At 58.3% G+C, this 16,705-nt stretch carries 14 protein-coding genes and 1 pseudogene; 11 read left to right on the plus strand and 4 right to left on the minus strand.

Features of this window, described 5'->3' with window-relative positions; all coding sequences use genetic code 11:
* Positions 1–2: 2 nt before the first annotated feature.
* From gtdA to ascB, 8 genes and pseudogenes are all read left to right on the plus strand, one after another.
* On the plus strand, positions 3–1,040 hold the full coding sequence (gene gtdA / locus CDA56_RS19485) for a gentisate 1,2-dioxygenase (protein WP_025106756.1): 1,038 nt from the start codon (positions 3–5) through the stop codon (positions 1,038–1,040).
* A 23-nt stretch (positions 1,041–1,063) separates the two neighbouring features.
* Complete coding sequence (locus tag CDA56_RS19490) at positions 1,064–1,762, plus strand: fumarylacetoacetate hydrolase family protein (RefSeq protein WP_014230148.1); 699 nt, start codon at positions 1,064–1,066, stop codon at positions 1,760–1,762.
* Between the two features lie 8 nt (positions 1,763–1,770).
* On the plus strand, positions 1,771–2,415 hold the full coding sequence (gene maiA, locus CDA56_RS19495; protein WP_025106757.1) for a maleylacetoacetate isomerase: 645 nt from the start codon (positions 1,771–1,773) through the stop codon (positions 2,413–2,415).
* Positions 2,416–2,423: 8 nt separating this feature from the next.
* Positions 2,424–3,617, plus strand: coding sequence for a 3-hydroxybenzoate 6-monooxygenase (locus tag CDA56_RS19500; protein ID WP_102802920.1), 1,194 nt, complete (start codon positions 2,424–2,426; stop codon positions 3,615–3,617).
* 173 nt (positions 3,618–3,790) lie between these two features.
* The gene (gene dusC / locus CDA56_RS19505) at positions 3,791–4,729 is read left to right on the plus strand and encodes a tRNA dihydrouridine(16) synthase DusC (protein WP_014230145.1); all 939 of its coding nucleotides are present in this window, start codon (positions 3,791–3,793) and stop codon (positions 4,727–4,729) included.
* Positions 4,730–4,881: 152 nt separating this feature from the next.
* Positions 4,882–5,715: a transcriptional antiterminator BglG gene (bglG, locus tag CDA56_RS19510; protein WP_014230144.1), complete on the plus strand. Its 834-nt coding sequence runs from the start codon at positions 4,882–4,884 to the stop codon at positions 5,713–5,715.
* A gap of 53 nt (positions 5,716–5,768) precedes the next feature.
* Positions 5,769–7,740 (plus strand): annotated as a pseudogene (gene bglF, locus CDA56_RS19515) (PTS beta-glucoside transporter subunit IIABC).
* 17 nt (positions 7,741–7,757) lie between these two features.
* The gene (ascB, locus tag CDA56_RS19520; protein WP_014230142.1) at positions 7,758–9,152 is read left to right on the plus strand and encodes a 6-phospho-beta-glucosidase; all 1,395 of its coding nucleotides are present in this window, start codon (positions 7,758–7,760) and stop codon (positions 9,150–9,152) included.
* A 63-nt stretch (positions 9,153–9,215) separates the two neighbouring features.
* Here the strand turns inward: ascB and CDA56_RS19525 are convergent, their stop codons facing one another.
* Positions 9,216–9,950 carry a class I SAM-dependent methyltransferase gene (locus tag CDA56_RS19525; RefSeq protein ID WP_104011392.1) on the minus strand — a complete coding sequence of 245 codons (735 nt, stop codon included), beginning with the start codon at positions 9,948–9,950 and terminating at the stop codon, positions 9,216–9,218.
* 119 nt (positions 9,951–10,069) lie between these two features.
* On the opposite strand from CDA56_RS19525, the gene mdtQ reads away from it, so the two are divergent.
* Complete coding sequence (gene mdtQ / locus CDA56_RS19530; RefSeq protein WP_046877137.1) at positions 10,070–11,509, plus strand: multidrug resistance outer membrane protein MdtQ; 1,440 nt, start codon at positions 10,070–10,072, stop codon at positions 11,507–11,509.
* Between the two features lie 104 nt (positions 11,510–11,613).
* Here the strand turns inward: mdtQ and CDA56_RS19535 are convergent, their stop codons facing one another.
* Positions 11,614–12,183, minus strand: coding sequence for a DedA family protein (locus tag CDA56_RS19535; RefSeq protein ID WP_014230139.1), 570 nt, complete (start codon positions 12,181–12,183; stop codon positions 11,614–11,616).
* Between the two features lie 155 nt (positions 12,184–12,338).
* On the opposite strand from CDA56_RS19535, the gene CDA56_RS19540 reads away from it, so the two are divergent.
* A complete protein-coding gene (locus CDA56_RS19540) occupies positions 12,339–12,926 on the plus strand; it encodes a Yip1 family protein (RefSeq protein WP_004122818.1) in 588 nt (195 codons plus the stop codon).
* A gap of 176 nt (positions 12,927–13,102) precedes the next feature.
* Positions 13,103–14,050, plus strand: coding sequence for a D-alanyl-D-alanine endopeptidase (pbpG, locus tag CDA56_RS19545; protein ID WP_103815414.1), 948 nt, complete (start codon positions 13,103–13,105; stop codon positions 14,048–14,050).
* Positions 14,051–14,144: 94 nt separating this feature from the next.
* Here the strand turns inward: pbpG and CDA56_RS19550 are convergent, their stop codons facing one another.
* Together CDA56_RS19550 and dld are read right to left on the minus strand one after the other, a co-directional pair.
* On the minus strand, positions 14,145–14,699 hold the full coding sequence (locus CDA56_RS19550) for a GNAT family N-acetyltransferase (RefSeq protein WP_103815411.1): 555 nt from the start codon (positions 14,697–14,699) through the stop codon (positions 14,145–14,147).
* Between the two features lie 97 nt (positions 14,700–14,796).
* The gene (gene dld / locus CDA56_RS19555) at positions 14,797–16,539 is read right to left on the minus strand and encodes a D-lactate dehydrogenase (RefSeq protein WP_025106762.1); all 1,743 of its coding nucleotides are present in this window, start codon (positions 16,537–16,539) and stop codon (positions 14,797–14,799) included.
* Positions 16,540–16,705: the final 166 nt, after the last annotated feature.

Here is a 16,705-nt window from a genome sequence, read left to right on the forward strand (position 1 = left end):
TCATGACTCAATCTTCAATGGAAATCAATAAAGACCGTCAGCAGTACTATCAGCATATTTCCGGACAAAACCTGACGCCGCTTTGGGAATCCCTGCACCACCTGGTGCCGAAAACGCCGAATGCCACCTGCGCCCCGGCCTACTGGAATTATCAGGAGATTCGCCCGCTGCTGATGAAAAGCGGCGAGCTGATTGGCGCGAAAGAGGCGATACGCCGCGTGCTGGTGCTGGAGAACCCGGCGCTGCGCGGACAGTCATCGATTACCTCCTCGCTGTACGCCGGATTACAGCTGATTATGCCCGGCGAAGTGGCGCCGAGCCACCGTCATAACCAGTCGGCGCTGCGCTTTGTGGTTGAAGGTGAAGGGGCATTTACCGCCGTCGATGGCGAACGCACCGCCATGCGCGCCGGTGACTTTATTCTGACGCCGCAGTGGCGCTGGCACGATCACGGCAACCCCGGCAATGAGCCGGTGGTCTGGCTCGACGGTCTCGACCTGCCGCTGGTGAACTATCTGGGCTGCGCTTTTGCTGAGGATTACCCGGAAGATCAGCAGCCGGTGACCCGCAAAGAGGGAGACTACCTGCCGCGCTACGCCGCCAATATGCTGCCGCTGCGCCATCAGGTCGGTAACTCTTCGCCCATCTTTAACTATCGCTACGACCGCAGCCGCGAAGCGCTGCACGACCTGACGCGTATGGGCGATGCCGACGAGTGGGACGGCTATAAAATGCGCTACGTTAACCCGGTTACCGGCGGCTATCCGATGCCGTCGATGGGCGCCTTCCTGCAGCTGTTACCGAAAGGGTTTACCTCACGCGCGGCGAAAACCACCGACAGCACTATCTATCACGTGGTGGAAGGTAGCGGCCAGGTCACCATTGGCGAACAGACCTTCGCCTTCCAGGCAAAAGATATCTTCGTGGTGCCGACCTGGCACGCCGTCTCTTTTAACTCTGCCGAAGATACCGTGTTATTCAGCTTTTCGGACCGTCCCGTGCAGGAAGCGCTCGGCCTGTTCCGCGAAGCGCGTTATTAAAAATGAAGAATAAGGAATCCATCATGACTCAATACGTTTTTGCACCCCAGGCCCCGATTAGCGTTCCGGTTGTCGGCAGCGATGAGCAGTTCCCGGTGCGCCGCGTTTACTGCGTGGGCCGCAACTACGCCGCTCACGCGCGTGAAATGGGCTTTGACCCGGATCGCGAACCGCCGTTTTTCTTCTGTAAGCCAGCCGATGCGGTGGTGCCCGTCGCTGCGGGAGAGACGCTGGAGTTACCGTATCCGACGCAAACCGACAACTATCACTACGAAATTGAACTGGTGGTGGCGATTGGCAAGCGGGGAAGCGATATCCCGCTGGAGCAGGCCCATGAGTATATCTGGGGCTATGCCACGGGGCTGGATATGACCCGCCGCGATCGCCAGATGGAGATGCGCCAGATGGGCCGTCCGTGGGAGATTGGCAAAGCTTTTGACCTTTCCGCGCCGATTGCGCCGCTGCATAAAGCGGATACGGCGGACGTGAACCAGGCCGGAATTTGGCTGCAGGTAAACGGGGAAGATCATCAGCGCAGCGATATTCGTCACCTGATCTGGTCGGTCAATGAAACCATCAGCTATCTTTCCGGCTTCTTTGAGCTGCAGCCCGGCGATCTGATTTTCACCGGCACGCCGGAAGGCGTCGGCGCGGTGGTGAAAGGCGATGTCATCACCGGCAACGTAGATGGACTGACGCCAATCGCCGTGCGCGTGGTGTGAGGTGAATGATGAAGCTGTACAGTTTTTTCAATAGCTCAGCCTCCTACCGCGTGCGCATCGCGCTGGCGCTGAAAGGCATCGACTACCAGAGCGTGGGCGTCAATATCCGCATCGGTCAGCAGAACGCGCTGGAGTACCGGCGGCTGAATCCGGTTGGCCTGGTGCCAACGTTGATTACTGATGATGGTGAATCTCTCGGCCAGTCGCTGGCGATTGCCGACTGGCTGGATCGGCACTATCCGCAACCGCTGCTGCTGCCCCAGGAGGACAGCGCGCGGATGCGGGTCCTGGAGATTGTTTACGCCATCGCCTGCGATATTCATCCAATAAACAACATGCGCGTTTTACGCTACCTCAGCGACGAACTGAAGGTAAGCGAAGAGGAGAAAAAGCGCTGGTATGCGCACTGGATCCAGCAGGGATTCAGCGCCGTCGAGCAGCTATTGCGCCACGCGAAATCCGGCGCTTTTTGCGTGGGCGATGCGCCCACCCTGGCAGACTGCTGTCTGGTACCGCAGTGGGCCAACGCGCTGAGAATGGGCTGCGATCTCAGCCACTATCCGCGCTGCCAGGCGGTCTATGACGCCTGCACCCGGCTACCGGCGTTTATCGCCGCCGCGCCGGAAAACCAACAAGATAAGATCCCGGCTTAGGAGGCAACATGGCAAAAGTGATGCGAGCAATTATTGTCGGCGGTGGTATTGGCGGAGCGGCCACGGCGCTCTCTCTGGCGCGCCAGGGCATCAAAGTGATGCTGCTGGAAAAGGCGCATGAAATCGGCGAAATCGGCGCGGGGATCCAGCTTGGCCCAAATGCGTTCTCGGCGCTGGACAGCCTCGGCGTCGGCGAAGTCGCCCGCCAGCGGGCGGTATTTACCGACCATATCACCATGATGGATGCGGTAAGCGGCGAAGAGGTGGTGCATATTGAGACCGGACAGGCGTTCCGCGACCATTTTGGCGGGCCGTATGCGGTGATCCACCGGGTAGACATCCACGCCACCGTTTGGGAAGCGGCGCTGACCCATCCGGCCGTGGAGTATCGCACCTCGACCCAGGTGGTGGATATCCGCCAGACCACCGATGACGTGACGGTTTTCGATGACAAAGGCAACAGCTGGACGGCGGATATCCTGATCGGCTGCGACGGCGGTAAGTCGGTTGTACGCCAGAGCCTGCTGGGCGATTCGCCGCGGGTGACCGGCCATGTAGTCTATCGCGCGGTGGTCGACGCCGCCGATATGCCGGACGATTTGCGCATTAACGCGCCGGTGCTGTGGGCGGGTCCGCACTGCCACCTGGTGCATTATCCGCTGCGCGGCGGCAAGCAGTACAATCTGGTGGTGACCTTCCACAGCCGGGAGAAAGAAGAGTGGGGCGTGCGCGACGGCAGTAAAGAAGAGGTGCTCTCCTACTTTAAAGGCATTCACCCGCGTCCCCGGCAGATGCTGGATAAGCCGACCTCCTGGCGGCGCTGGTCCACCGCCGACCGCGAGCCGGTAGAGAAATGGGGCAACGACCGCATCACGCTGGTTGGCGATGCCGCTCACCCGGTGGCGCAGTATATGGCCCAGGGGGCCTGTATGGCGCTGGAAGACGCGGTGACGCTGGGTAAAGCCCTGGCGCAGTGCGACGGCGACGGCGCCCGCGCTTTCGCGCTGTATGAGTCGGTACGTATTCCGCGTACCGCGCGGATCGTCTGGTCGACGCGTGAAATGGGGCGGGTCTATCACGCCGCCGGCGTTGAGCGCCAGGTACGCAACCTGCTGTGGAAAGGCAAGACCCAGAGCGAGTTTTATCGCGGCATCGAGTGGCTGTACGGCTGGAAAGAGGATAACTGCCTGGAACCACGTTAAGCGGTTGTGCATTTCCCGGGGCGCAGACAGAGGTGACCTTGTAGCCCGGCTAAGCGCAGCGCAAGCCGGGAAGCAGCAGCGCCGCCGCCGGGAAAACCGATCTTGGCCCCTTTCAACCCGCATCCAGAGGCGCTAACATAGCGCCTCTTTTTTCCGGGCAATGAAAAAACAATATGCGTGTATTACTGGCGCCGATGGAAGGCGTGCTCGATTCGCTGGTGCGCGAGCTGCTGACCGAAGTGAATGATTACGATCTCTGCATCACCGAATTCTTGCGCGTGGTGGATCAGCTCCTGCCGGTAAAATCGTTCTACAGATTGTGTCCGGAACTGCATAACAACAGCCTGACGCCGTCCGGCACCCGCGTGCGCGTACAGCTGCTCGGGCAGTATCCGCAGTGGCTGGCGGAAAACGCCGCTCGAGCGGTCGAACTCGGTTCCTGGGGCGTTGACCTTAACTGCGGCTGCCCGTCAAAACTGGTGAACGGCAGCGGCGGCGGGGCGACGCTGCTCAAAGATCCCGAGCTTATCTATCGCGGCGCCAAAGCGATGCGCGAGGCGGTTCCCGGCCATCTGCCGGTCACGGTAAAAGTTCGGCTTGGCTGGGACAGCGGCGAGCGGCGGTTTGAAATTGCCGATGCGGTCCAGCAGGCGGGCGCCAGCGAGCTGGTGGTTCACGGCCGCACCAAAGAGGATGGCTATAAAGCGGAGCGCATTGACTGGCAGGCTATCGGCGAAATCCGTCAGCGCCTGACTATCCCGGTGGTGGCCAACGGTGAAATCTGGGACTGGCAAAGCGCCCAGGATTGCCTGGCCGCGACCGGCTGCGATGCGGTGATGATTGGCCGCGGCGCGCTGAACGTTCCAAACCTGAGCCGGGTGATAAAATATAACGAACCGCGTATGCCCTGGCCGCAGGTGGTCGAACTGCTGCAAAAATACACCCGTCTGGAAAAGCAGGGCGACACCGGCCTTTATCACGTCGCGCGGATAAAACAGTGGCTGAGCTATTTGCGTAAAGAGTATCTGGAAGCGGCTGACCTGTTCAGCGCGGTACGCACCCTACAGGATTCAACCAGCATAGCGCGCACGATTAACGACTGGCGTAGCTAAACTATCTGACCGGCATCACATTTTTTAGCTTGTCCCATTGAGATTACCCGGCGGACAGTGAAATACTCACTACCGATTGTTACTGCTCCGGCAGGCAAAACCTGATTTCCTGGCATCCGTCGGGGTCAGGTTTTTTTGTTTTTGGGGTTCATATGCAAATCGCCAAAGTACTTAATAATAATGTAGTGGTGGTTGTTGATGAGCAGCAGCGCGAACAGGTGGTCATGGGCCGAGGACTTGCCTTTCAGAAACGCGTTGGTGACTCTCTTGATGAAAGTAAAATTGAAAAGGTCTTCGCGCTGCAGAGCGATGAACTGGTTGGCCGTTTAGGTGAATTACTCAGTCAGATACCATTAGAAGTGATGACGACCTGCGATCGGATTATCGATCTGGCGCGCGGTCGTCTCGGTAAGTTACAGGATAGTTTGTACATTACCCTGACCGACCACTGCCACTTTGCGATTGAGCGGCAGAAGAAGGGCATCGCCATTCGTAATGTGCTGCTGTGGGAAATAAAGCGGCTGTATCCGAAGGAATTTGAGTTAGGGCAGGAAGCGCGGGCGATTATCGCCAAACGGCTCGGGGTTGAACTGGCCGAAGATGAAGCGGGTTTTATCGCCCTGCATCTGGTCACGGCGCAGCTCAACAGCGAAATGCCGGAAGTGATGCACGTCACCCGGGTCATGCAGGAGATCCTACAGCTGGTGAAGTATCAGCTGACGCTGAACTACGACGAAGAGTCGCTGAGCTACCAGCGCTTTGTCACCCATCTCAAGTTTTTCGCCCAGCGTATGCTGACGCGAACGGTGGTCGAAGATGATGATGTGACGCTGCACAGCGCGGTAAAGGATAACTACCCTAAAGCGTGGAAGTGTGCGGAAACCGTCGCCCGGCACCTGCAAAAGAGCTACCAGCGGCCGCTGACGACGGAAGAAATTATGTTTCTCGCCATTCATATTGAGCGAGTGAGAAAAGAGGGACGCTAAGCGCCGATCGGGCCTGGCGCATAGCTCCCGCGCTACAACTGGATTGTTACTGCATTACGCAGGCAAAACCTGAGCGCAACGCCTACACGGCGTTGTTCTCGGGTTTTTTTATTTTTAATACTCAGTTAACGATGCCTGCGGGCAGCGGAAGTAAGGAAAAACAGCATGGAATATAAAGCACTCGCGCAGGATATTCTCAGCCGGGTTGGTGGCAAAGAGAATATTGTGAGTCTGGTTCACTGCGCAACGCGGCTGCGTTTTAAGCTCAAAGATAGCAAGAAGGCGGATGCCGAAGGACTGAAGGCGAATCCTGGCGTCATCATGGTGGTGGAAAGCGGCGGCCAGTTTCAGGTGGTCATCGGTAACCACGTGCACGATGTCTGGCTGGCAGTGCGCAGCGAAGCTGGGCTGACGGATGACAGCGAGCCGGTGGCGGTGAAAGGCGAAAAAGTGTCGATTATCGGCCAGCTTATCGACGTGGTTTCCGGTATCTTCACCCCGTTTATCGGCGTCCTGGCGGCCTCGGGGATCCTCAAAGGGCTGCTGGCGCTGGCGGTGGTTTGCGGCTGGTTAACGACGCAGCAGGCAACCTACAAAATCTGGTTTGCCGCCAGCGATGCGCTGTTCTTCTTTTTCCCGCTGTTTCTCGGCTATACCGCCGGTAAGAAATTTGGCGGCAACGCCTTTATTACCATGGTGATCGGCGGCGCGTTAACCCACCCGCTGATGATTCAATCTTTTGAAGCCAGTATGGTGCCTGACGCCGCGACGGAGTATTTCCTTGGGATTCCGGTGACCTTTATCAATTACAGTTCATCGGTCATCCCGATTATCCTCGCCTCGTGGGTGAGCTGCTGGATTGAGCGGCGCAGCAACGCGATACTGCCCTCGTCGATGAAGAACTTCTTTACCCCGGCGATTTGCCTGGCCGTGGTCGTCCCGCTCACGTTTCTGATTATCGGCCCGGTTGCGACCTGGCTGAGCCAGCAGCTGGCCAACGGCTATCAGCTTATCTATCAGGTTGCGCCCTGGCTTGCCGGCGCGGCGATGGGGGCGCTGTGGCAGGTGTGCGTCATCTTTGGGCTGCACTGGGGCCTGATACCGTTAATGATTAACAACCTTGCCGTGCTTGGCCATGATTCAATGATGCCGATGCTGCTGCCGGCGGTGATGGGGCAGGTTGGCGCCGCGCTGGGGATTTTCCTGCGCACCCGCGATGCGCGGCAAAAAGTGCTGGCGGGCTCGGCGGTATCCGCGGGGATCTTCGGCGTGACCGAGCCGGCGATTTATGGGCTGAATCTGCCGCTCCGCCGTCCGTTTATCTTCGGCTGCGTCGCTGGCGCCATCGGCGGCGCGATTGTCGGCTTTAGCGACAGCCACGTCTATTCTTTCGGTTTCGGTAATATTTTCACCCTGGCGCAGATGATCCCGCCGCAGGGCATTGACGCCACGGTGTGGGGCGGCGCGCTGGGGACGGTTGCCGCTTTAATTATCGCCTGCGCGCTCACGTTAGTCGCCGGGCTGCCGCGCAGCACCGCTGAACAGGCGGCCGTTCTGGTGGCTCCGGCCTCGGAAAACGACATCCTGGCGCCGATGACCGGCAGCGTACTGGCGTTGGATCAGGTTCCCGATAGTACCTTCGCCAGCGGTTTACTTGGCCAGGGCGTGGCGATTATCCCCTCAGTGGGCAAAGTTATTGCGCCGTTCTCGGGCGAGGTCGCCTCGATTTTTCAGACGAAACATGCCATCGGTCTGCTGAGCGATAGCGGAATCGAGCTGCTCATCCACGTGGGCATCGACACCGTCAAGCTCGATGGCGCACCGTTCACCGCCCACGTTAAAGAGGGCGACAAAATCAAAGCGGGCGATCTGCTGCTGGAGTTTGACCGTCAGGCGATTCTGAACGCCGGTTACGATCTGGCGACGCCCATTATTATCAGCAACAGCGACGATTTTCGTGCTCTCGACATCGTATCCGCCAGCGCGGTGGATGCCGGTCAGCCGCTGTTGTCCGTAAGCCGTTAATCACAGGAGAGAGATGAATGAAGACATTCCCACAGGCGTTTTTATGGGGCGGCGCGACCGCGGCAAACCAGGTTGAAGGCGCTTATCTGGAAGACGGGAAGGGATTAACCACTTCTGACGTCCAGCCGCGCGGCGTATTTGGCGACGTCGTAGAACGCGTGCCTGGCGATAGCGGCATAAAAGATGTTGCCATCGATTTTTACCATCGTTATCCGGAGGATATCAGCCTCTTTGCCGAGATGGGCTTTAACTGCCTGCGCGTATCCATTGCCTGGGCGCGTATTTTCCCTGAGGGCGATGAGGCGCAGCCAAACGAAGCCGGGCTGGCCTTTTACGATAAGCTGTTTGATGAAATGGCGAAGCACAATATTACTCCGCTGGTGACCCTGTCCCACTATGAGATGCCGTGGGCGCTGGTGAAAAACTACGGCGGCTGGGGCAATCGCAAAGTCATTGGCTTCTTCGAACGCTACGCCCGTACGGTGTTTGCGCGCTACCAGGCGAAGGTCAAACTGTGGCTGACCTTTAATGAAATCAATATGTCCCTGCACGCGCCGATGACCGGCGTCGGTCTGCCGGCCGACAGCAGCAAAGCTGAAGTCTACCAGGCTATTCACCATCAGCTGGTGGCGAGCGCGCTGGCGGCTAAGGCCTGCCATGACATCGTGCCTGAGGGCAAAATCGGCAACATGCTGCTCGGCGGCCTGATGTATCCGCTGAGCTGCAAACCGGACGATATTTTTGAAACCCTGCAGCAGAACCGCAGCTGGCAGTTCTTTGGCGATGTCCAGTGCCGCGGCGCTTACCCGGGCTATATGCTGCGCTATTTCCGCGACAACGGCATTAGCCTTGAGATCGCCGATGCCGATCGCGAAGCCCTGAAAGAGACCGTTGATTTTATCTCCTTCAGCTACTATATGACCGGCTGCGTGACCGCCGACGAAGAGCTGAACAAAAAATCGCGCGGCAATATTCTCAGCATGGTGCCGAACCCGCACCTGGCAAGCTCGGAGTGGGGCTGGCAGATTGACCCCCTCGGCCTGCGCACGCTGCTGAACGTGCTGTGGGATCGCTATCAGAAGCCGCTGTTTATCGTGGAAAACGGCCTGGGCGCTAAGGATAAGGTGGAAGCCGACGGCAGCATCAACGACGATTACCGGATCAGCTACCTTAACGACCATCTGGTGCAGGCTCGTGAGGCAATAGAGGACGGCGTTGAGCTGATGGGCTACACCAGCTGGGGACCTATCGACCTGGTGAGCGCGTCGAAGGCGGAGATGTCCAAACGCTATGGCTTTATCTACGTCGATCGCGACGATGAAGGCAACGGCACCCTGGCGCGCAGCCGCAAGAAAAGCTTCTGGTGGTATAAAGAGGTAATCGCCACCAACGGCGGCAGCTTAAAAGAGTAATGCCCTGAGCACGAAGCTAACATCAGCCTTATGGCCCGGATAACTTCCGGGCCTTTTTGCGTATTACGCCGGCTTGCGCGCGCGCAGGAGAAAAATCATCGGCCGCTCTTTTTCTTCATCCAGCGCCGGCTGAGCGGCAATCTGCTCCGCCGTCGGTCCCCACTCATCCAGATGCTCGATGATAAAACCGGCGGCGATCAGCTGGTTTATCCAGCTGGACAGCTTGCGATGCTGCTTTTTCACCCCGTCGGCAAACCAGTTGCTGATGCGCTCGCCCTCCTGCTGGTAGTGGCTCACCGGCCAACTTTTCTGCCCGTTCTCATCTTCCGGCCAGCCCTGACGCGGCGGGGCGGTATAGATGGGATGCTCGGCGGAGAACAGCAGCGTACCGCCGGGCGTCAGCGCCCGGTAAACGGTGGCGAACAGCGGCGCCACGTCGGGCAGATAGTGCAGCGCCAGCGAGCTATAGACCAGCTCGCAGCTATCGGCGGGCAGGGTAAGCGTCTGAAGATCTTCGCAGCGATAGCGGATACCTTCTCCCTCCGTCATTTCGCGGGCGCGCTCCAGCATTCGGCTGGAGAGATCCAGCCCGTCCACCTGCGCGGCGCCCTGGTCGCGGGCCCAGCGGCAAAACCAGCCGTAGCCGCAGCCAAGATCGACGACGCGTAAACCGGATAACGGCGGAAGCATTTGCTGAAGGGTCGGCCACTCGGGCGCGCCTTCCAGCCCTTTGACTGAACGGTCGAGGGTGGCGTATCCGGCAAAAAAAGCGGGATCGTCATAGATGTTCTGACTCATTGTCACTCCATGAGAAGTTTATTTTTAGTCTGCTAATAGTTACGGCACACGCTTTACTAAACGGCAAGGATGCAAGTAGCTTAATATACCCGACCTTATTTAATCATCTGACCGATTTCATGAACCTGACTTTGAGCAAACGCGCGTTGGCTGGCCTGCCACTGGTTATCGCGCTGGCGGGCTGCGCGCCATCGCACGATACTGGCAAGCCGCTCCAGCAGCAAACCCCGGCATCCCACGTCGCAACGGAACTGCCCGCCGCCGTGAAAAACGGCTGGCCGCAGAGCAACTGGTGGCAGGATTACCATGACCCTCAGCTCAATAGCCTGATTCAGCGTGCCTTAGCCAATGCGCCGGACATGCAGATTGCCGAACAGCGCATCAGGCTGGCGGAAGCGCAGGCGCGGATGTCGCAATCCAGCCTGGGGCCGAACCTGGATTTTTCCGCCGATATTGAACGGCAGAAAATGTCCTCCGAGGGGCTGATGGGGCCGTTTGCCACCGATACCGACGGCAATACCGGACCGTGGTACACCAACGGCACCTTCGGACTGACCGCCGGATGGGATCTGGACCTGTGGGGTAAAAACCGCGCGCTGCTCAAAGCGCGCATCGGTGAAGTCAAAGCACAGGTCGCTGAAGAAGCCCAGACCCGCGAACTGCTGGCCGGCAGCGTCGCCCGCCTTTACTGGCAGTGGCAGACCGAAGCGGCCATTAAAAACGTGCTGACGCAGGTGAAGCGCGAACAGAATAATGTCGTTACCGTGGATACTGCGCTGTATCAACGCGGGATCACCAACTCGGCCGAAGGGGCCGAGAACGATATTAACGTCAGTAAAACCGATCAGCAGCTCGCCGACGTGGCGGGCAATATGAAGGAGATTGAAGCGCGGCTGATGGCGCTGACCAACAGCCAGAGCCAGGCGCTGAATCTTCATCCAGCGGATTTACCCGCCGTCAGCGCGCAAATGCCCAACCAGCTGGGATATGAGCTGCTGGCGCGACGCCCTGACCTGCAGGTCGCCCACTGGTATATCGAGGCTTCATTAAGCGAAGTTGATGCCGCGAAAGCCGCGTTTTATCCGGATATCAACCTGATGGCCTTCCTGCAGCAGGATGCCCTGCATCTCAGCGATCTGTTCCGCCACTCTGCCCAGCAGATGGGCGTCACCGCCGGGCTGACCCTGCCGATCTTTGATAGCGGCCGCCTGAACGCGAATCTGGATATCGCCAGCGCGCAAAATGCCCTGTCGATAGCGAAGTACAACAAAGCGGTGGTCGATGCGGTTAATCAGGTGGCGAAAACCGCCAGCCAGATGGAAACGCTGATGGCGAAAAATCAGCAGCAGCAGCAGGTTGAAAAAGATGCTCAGCGGATGGTCGCGCTGGCGCAGGCGCGGATGAACGCCGGGATTATTTCCGGCTCGCGCGTCAGCCTGGCGAAGCTGCCGGCGCTGCAGGAGCGCGTCACCGCGCTGCGTCTGCACGGCCAGTGGCTTGATGCCAGCATCCAGCTGACCTCCGCGCTGGGCGGCGGGTATCATCAGGCGGCGAAGTAGTTCTGTTTCCCGGCTCGCGCTGCGCTTAGCCGGGCTACAGGCCCATGCGATCTGTGGGGTTGTCGCCCGGATAAGGCGTTTACGCCGCCATCCGGGAACTCTCGTCACTCTTTCTTCTTTGCCTCGCGGCGCTTTAGCCACCAGTGCGCCGCAACCACCAGCACCACCGCCAGAATCAGCCAGATCCAGTGCTTCAGATGCGCATCCAGATGATGCAGCCACGGGCCAATCGCTTCCCCGCCGAGATAGCCGAGCGTGGTAAAAATTAACGCCCAGATAATCGCGCCGACAATATTCAGCGGCAGAAACACCTTCGGCGGCAGGCGGCTGGCGCCAATCAGCAGCGGGCCGATAACCCGAAAGCCGTACATAAAGCGGGTGCCGATGACAAACAGGTAGGGGCGACGCTGGATCATCCGCTGGGCCTTTTGGATCCGCTTTTTCTGGCGTGCGAATCGCCGCAGAATCCGTCCGCCAAAGCGCCTGCCGAGTAAATAAAGCAGCTGATCGCCAATCATCCCCCCGAGGGCGACCGAGATAACCACCAGCCAGAACTTCAATAATCCCTGATGTGCCGCCACGCCGCCGAGCAGCGTGATGGTTTCGCCTTCCGCCACGCTGCCAATGACCAGCGCCGCGTAGCCGTACTGGGAAATCAGGTTATTGATATCCATATAAAGATTAACTCCATAAAACGTCAGTCCCTTAATCATACACCCTGATGATAAAAATGCGGGGGAAGCGCATTTTTCTCGCTGTACACAAAATAATCTACAAGGTGAATTATACTTGGATCAGTGCTGTACCACGCCGTGACAAGGGGGACGCTATGAACCATGTCTGGGGGCTCTTCTCTCATCCTAATCAAGAGATGAGCGTTATTAAAAGCGAAAACGAAACCGTTTCGCATCACTATACGCACCATGTGCTGGTCATGGCGGCGGTTCCGGTTATCTGCGCCTTTATTGGCACCACGCAGCTGGGCTGGAACTTCGGCGACGGCACGGTGGTAAAACTGTCGCTGATGACCGGGCTGGCCCTGGCGGTGCTGTTTTATGCCGTGATGCTCGCCGGGGTTGCGGTGATGGGGCGGGTTATCTGGTGGATGGCACGAAGCTATCCGCAGCGGCCTTCCCTTAAGCGCTGTATGGTTTTCGCCGGCTATGTCGCCACGCCGCTTTTCCTCAGCGGGCTCGTGGCGCTCTATCCGCTGGTGTGGCTGTGCGCGCTGGTCGGGACCGTCGCGCTGCTTTACACCGGCTATCTGCTGTATCTCGGTATTCCCACGTTCCTGGGGATCAACAAAGAAGAGGGGTTGAGCTTCGCCAGCTCGACTCTGGCGATAGGGGTGCTGGTGCTGGAAGTGCTGCTGGCGATCACCGTTATTCTCTGGGGATACGGATATCGGCTCTTCTGATTTAACTCATTGCCGGCATAAATAGATTTTTATGTCGGCAATGCAGCATTTGTTCACGATTCTTATTAGCCAGCTCGCGTTCTGACAAGGTATGATGATTTTTGCCAGCGGCGTCATCACCCCAGCGCCGCGGCGTACGTTCATAACGTGCAAAAATACTTTTCAGAATGTTCACGATGACCAAATTTCGAGTTTCTTTGCTCAGCCTGACGTTGCTGCTGGCTGTGCCTTTTGCGCCCCAGGCGTTGGCTAAAACCTCCACGGCGGTTACCGCCTCCCAGCCGGATATCGCTTCCGGCAGCGCGATGATCGTCGACCTTGCCAGCAAAAAAATCATCTATGCCAGCCAGCCGGACCTGGTTCGCCCGATGGCGTCGATCACCAAGGTGATGACCGCGATGGTGGTCCTTGATGCCCATCTGCCCCTTGATGAGATGCTGACCGTTGATATCAGCCAGACGCCTGAAATGAAAGGGATCTATTCACGGGTGCGCCTGAACAGCCAAATCAGCCGCCGCAATATGCTGCTGCTGGCGCTGATGTCGTCGGAAAACCGCGCCGCCGCCAGCCTGGCGCACCATTACCCGGGCGGCTACGGCGCGTTTATCCGCGCGATGAACGCCAAGGCGCAGGCGCTGGGGATGACCCGCACCAGCTACGTTGAACCCACCGGTCTGTCGATTCATAACGTCTCTACCGCCCGCGATCTGACTAAGCTGCTGATCGCCAGCGAGCAGTATCCGCTGATTGGCCAACTGAGCACCACCAAAGAAGATATGGCGACATTCGCCCATCCGGCCTATACGCTGCCGTTCCGCAATACCAACCATCTGGTCTACCGCGATAACTGGAATATTCAGCTGACCAAAACCGGCTTTACTAACGCGGCGGGCCACTGCCTGATTATGCGTACGGTGATTAATCAGCGCCCGGTGGCGCTGGTGGTGATGGATGCGTTTGGCAAATATACCCACTTCGCCGACGCCAGCCGCCTGAGAACGTGGATTGAAACGGGAAAAGTGATGCCGGTTCCGGCTTCCGCGCTCAGCTATAAAAAGCAGCGTGAAGCGCAGATGGCCGATGCGATGCTGAAAGGCGGCGCGCAGACCGCGCAGAACGATTAACCCCCATTTCCCCGGATTACGGCGTAAACGCCTTATCCGGGCTACCGAACCGCGCTGTACCGTAGCCCGGCTAAGCGCAGCGCGAGCCGGGGGGTTACTCCGGCAGCGTCCAGTCGCCATCGCCGAGCGGGCGCTGCATAATCAAGGTATCCCGCCAGTCGCCCATCTTATAGCCGACGCTGCGCAGCTGACCCGCCACGCTAAAACCGAACTTTTTATGAATCGCAATCGACCCGGCGTTACTGTGGCCGTCGCCGATAATCGCCAGCATTTGTCGCCACGGTCCCTGTTCGCATTTCTCAATTAACCGGGAGAGCAGGGCGCTGCCGATACCGTGTCCCCCCATTCCCGCCTCAACGTAAATCGACTCTTCCAGGGTGTAGCGGTAGGCCGGACGCGGGCGGTAAAAGGTGGCGTAGCAGTAGCCGACGATGGTGCCGCGCCACAGGGCAACCAGCCACGGCAGCCCGCTATCGCGCACGGTTTTGATTCGCTTGCGCATCTCATCCACGGTTGGCGGGATCTCTTCAAAAGAGGCGCGTCCATTGAGCACGTGCCAGACGTACAGCGCGGCGATAGCGTGGGCGTCATCGGGCAGCGCTTCGCGGATCTCTAAGTCAGCGTCGTGTAGCTTATCCACTGCGGACATGATGGGTTAATTCCTTAAACGGGTTTGCCGGAGAGGAAATTTCTCCGGCGTGCAGCGTAATACAGAAGCCCCGCGGCTGAACAGTCCCCCGTGCGGATTATTGCGGTTCGGTCGCGCTCGTCGGTTTATCCTGCGCTTCGCCCCAGTATTTTTGCTTACTGGTTTTGCCAATCCCCGGGTTCATGCTGTTGGTGGGATCGTTTTCGCGATAGAAGCGTTTTAAGCTTTCCGGCGCTTCATACAGATGGCCGACGTTATGCTCGGCCGGATATTGGGCGCCCCGCTCCTTCAGCAGCGCCAGCATTTTCTCTTTCAGTTCGTGGGCATCGACGCCTTTTTTCACGATGTAATCCTGATGGAAAACGTGGCACATAAAGTGGCCGTAATAGAGCTTATGCACCAGCTGGCTATCGATATCGGCGGGAAGATGCTCAAACCATTCGGTGTCGTTACGGCGCAGGGCGATGTCCAGCGCCAGAATATCTTCCACCTCATCGGCGTGAACCGCCTGGTAGCGGATCGCCGCACCCGCGGCGGCAAAGCGGTGCAGGAAGGCTTTGCTGCCTTCTTCTGCGGTGCAGACGAAGAAATCCCCTTCGGCATTCTGGAAATATTCCCCGAGCCAGGCCTGAGCCTCTTCGATGCCGTCGCCCGCCATTTTCAGCAGCAGATGGTGTTCGTATTTATCGCGCCAGGTTTTCATTCGCTCCGGCAGGTGCGACGGGAAGACGTGACCCAGCTTTTGCATAAAGCGGTCGGTGAAGTGCGGCTTAAACAGCGACACTTTCTCCAGCATCGCGTCGGTGCGGCCCTTCATGGTAAAGAAGAACGGCATTTTATCGGTGCCGAGCTTGTCGATCATCAGGAAGGTGTCTTTCCCGTACTGCTCGGCGATGTCGTAAATATCGCGGTGCATATACTCGCCCGCCACCGGCAGATGGTTGAACTCGGCGAGAATATGGCGGCGAATTTCGGTCAGCACGTCCGGGCGGTTGGTGCCGATGTAGAACACCTGCTGGCGTTTTTCCGCCGGGAAGGTATCGAGGCGCACGGCAAACACCGCCAGCTTGCCGGCGCAGCCCGAGGATTCAAACAGGCGGTCCGGGTCGGCGTTGTAGCGCGCCGGGGTATCGGCATTCACGTCGCGCACGCGGGTGACGTAATCATGATCGTGGGCATGGCGACCGTCGTGGCGCACATCCTCATCTTTAACCCGTTCGTCGTCGAGGCGGCTGAGGATTTGCTCCGGCGTGGTGCCGAGGTCAATGCCGAGGTGGTTCACCAGCGTCAGCTTGCCGTTTTCATCAATTTGCGCGTACAGCGACATTTCGGTATACGCCGGGCCGCGCTGTACCAGCGAGCCGCCGGAGTTGTTGCAGATCCCGCCGACCACCGATGCCCCGATGCAGGATGAACCAATGACCGAGTGCGGTTCGCGACCCAGCGGCTTCAGCGCTTTTTCCAGCGAATAGAGCGTCGTGCCGGGATAAGCCAGCACCTGCTCGCCTTTATCCAGCAGATGCAGTTTATCCAGGCGCAGGGTGCTGATAATGACGATATCGCGGTCATAATCGTTACCGTTCGGCGTTGAGCCTTCGGTCAGGCCGGTGTTGGCCGCCTGCATCAGAATGATTTTATCGGCGTTGACGCAGGCGTTCAGCACGCGCCACAGCTCCAGCAGGGTACCGGGAAAGACCACCGCCAGCGCGTCGCCCTGGCCGGAGCGAAAGCCTTTACGGTAGCGCTGGGTTTTAGCCGGGTCGGTGAGCAGATGGGACGAGCCGACCAGACGGGCGAGTTCAGCCAGAAAAGCGTTGTTATAGGTTGTTGCAGATGACATGTTCCACTCCTTGTGGTGGTACAAAATTATCAAAAATAAGAATAGCGCTTTGTATGACAATTTGATGCATCAATGTTTCGAAAAATCAGAGAACAACGCGCGCTTTATTCAGGCGTCTCGTTTATGTTTATGGCAGACTTCGATTTTTGCTATCTTTTCGCCGATC

It is taken from the genome of Klebsiella michiganensis (genome assembly GCF_002925905.1).
Taxonomy (GTDB): Bacteria; Pseudomonadota; Gammaproteobacteria; order Enterobacterales; family Enterobacteriaceae; genus Klebsiella; species Klebsiella michiganensis.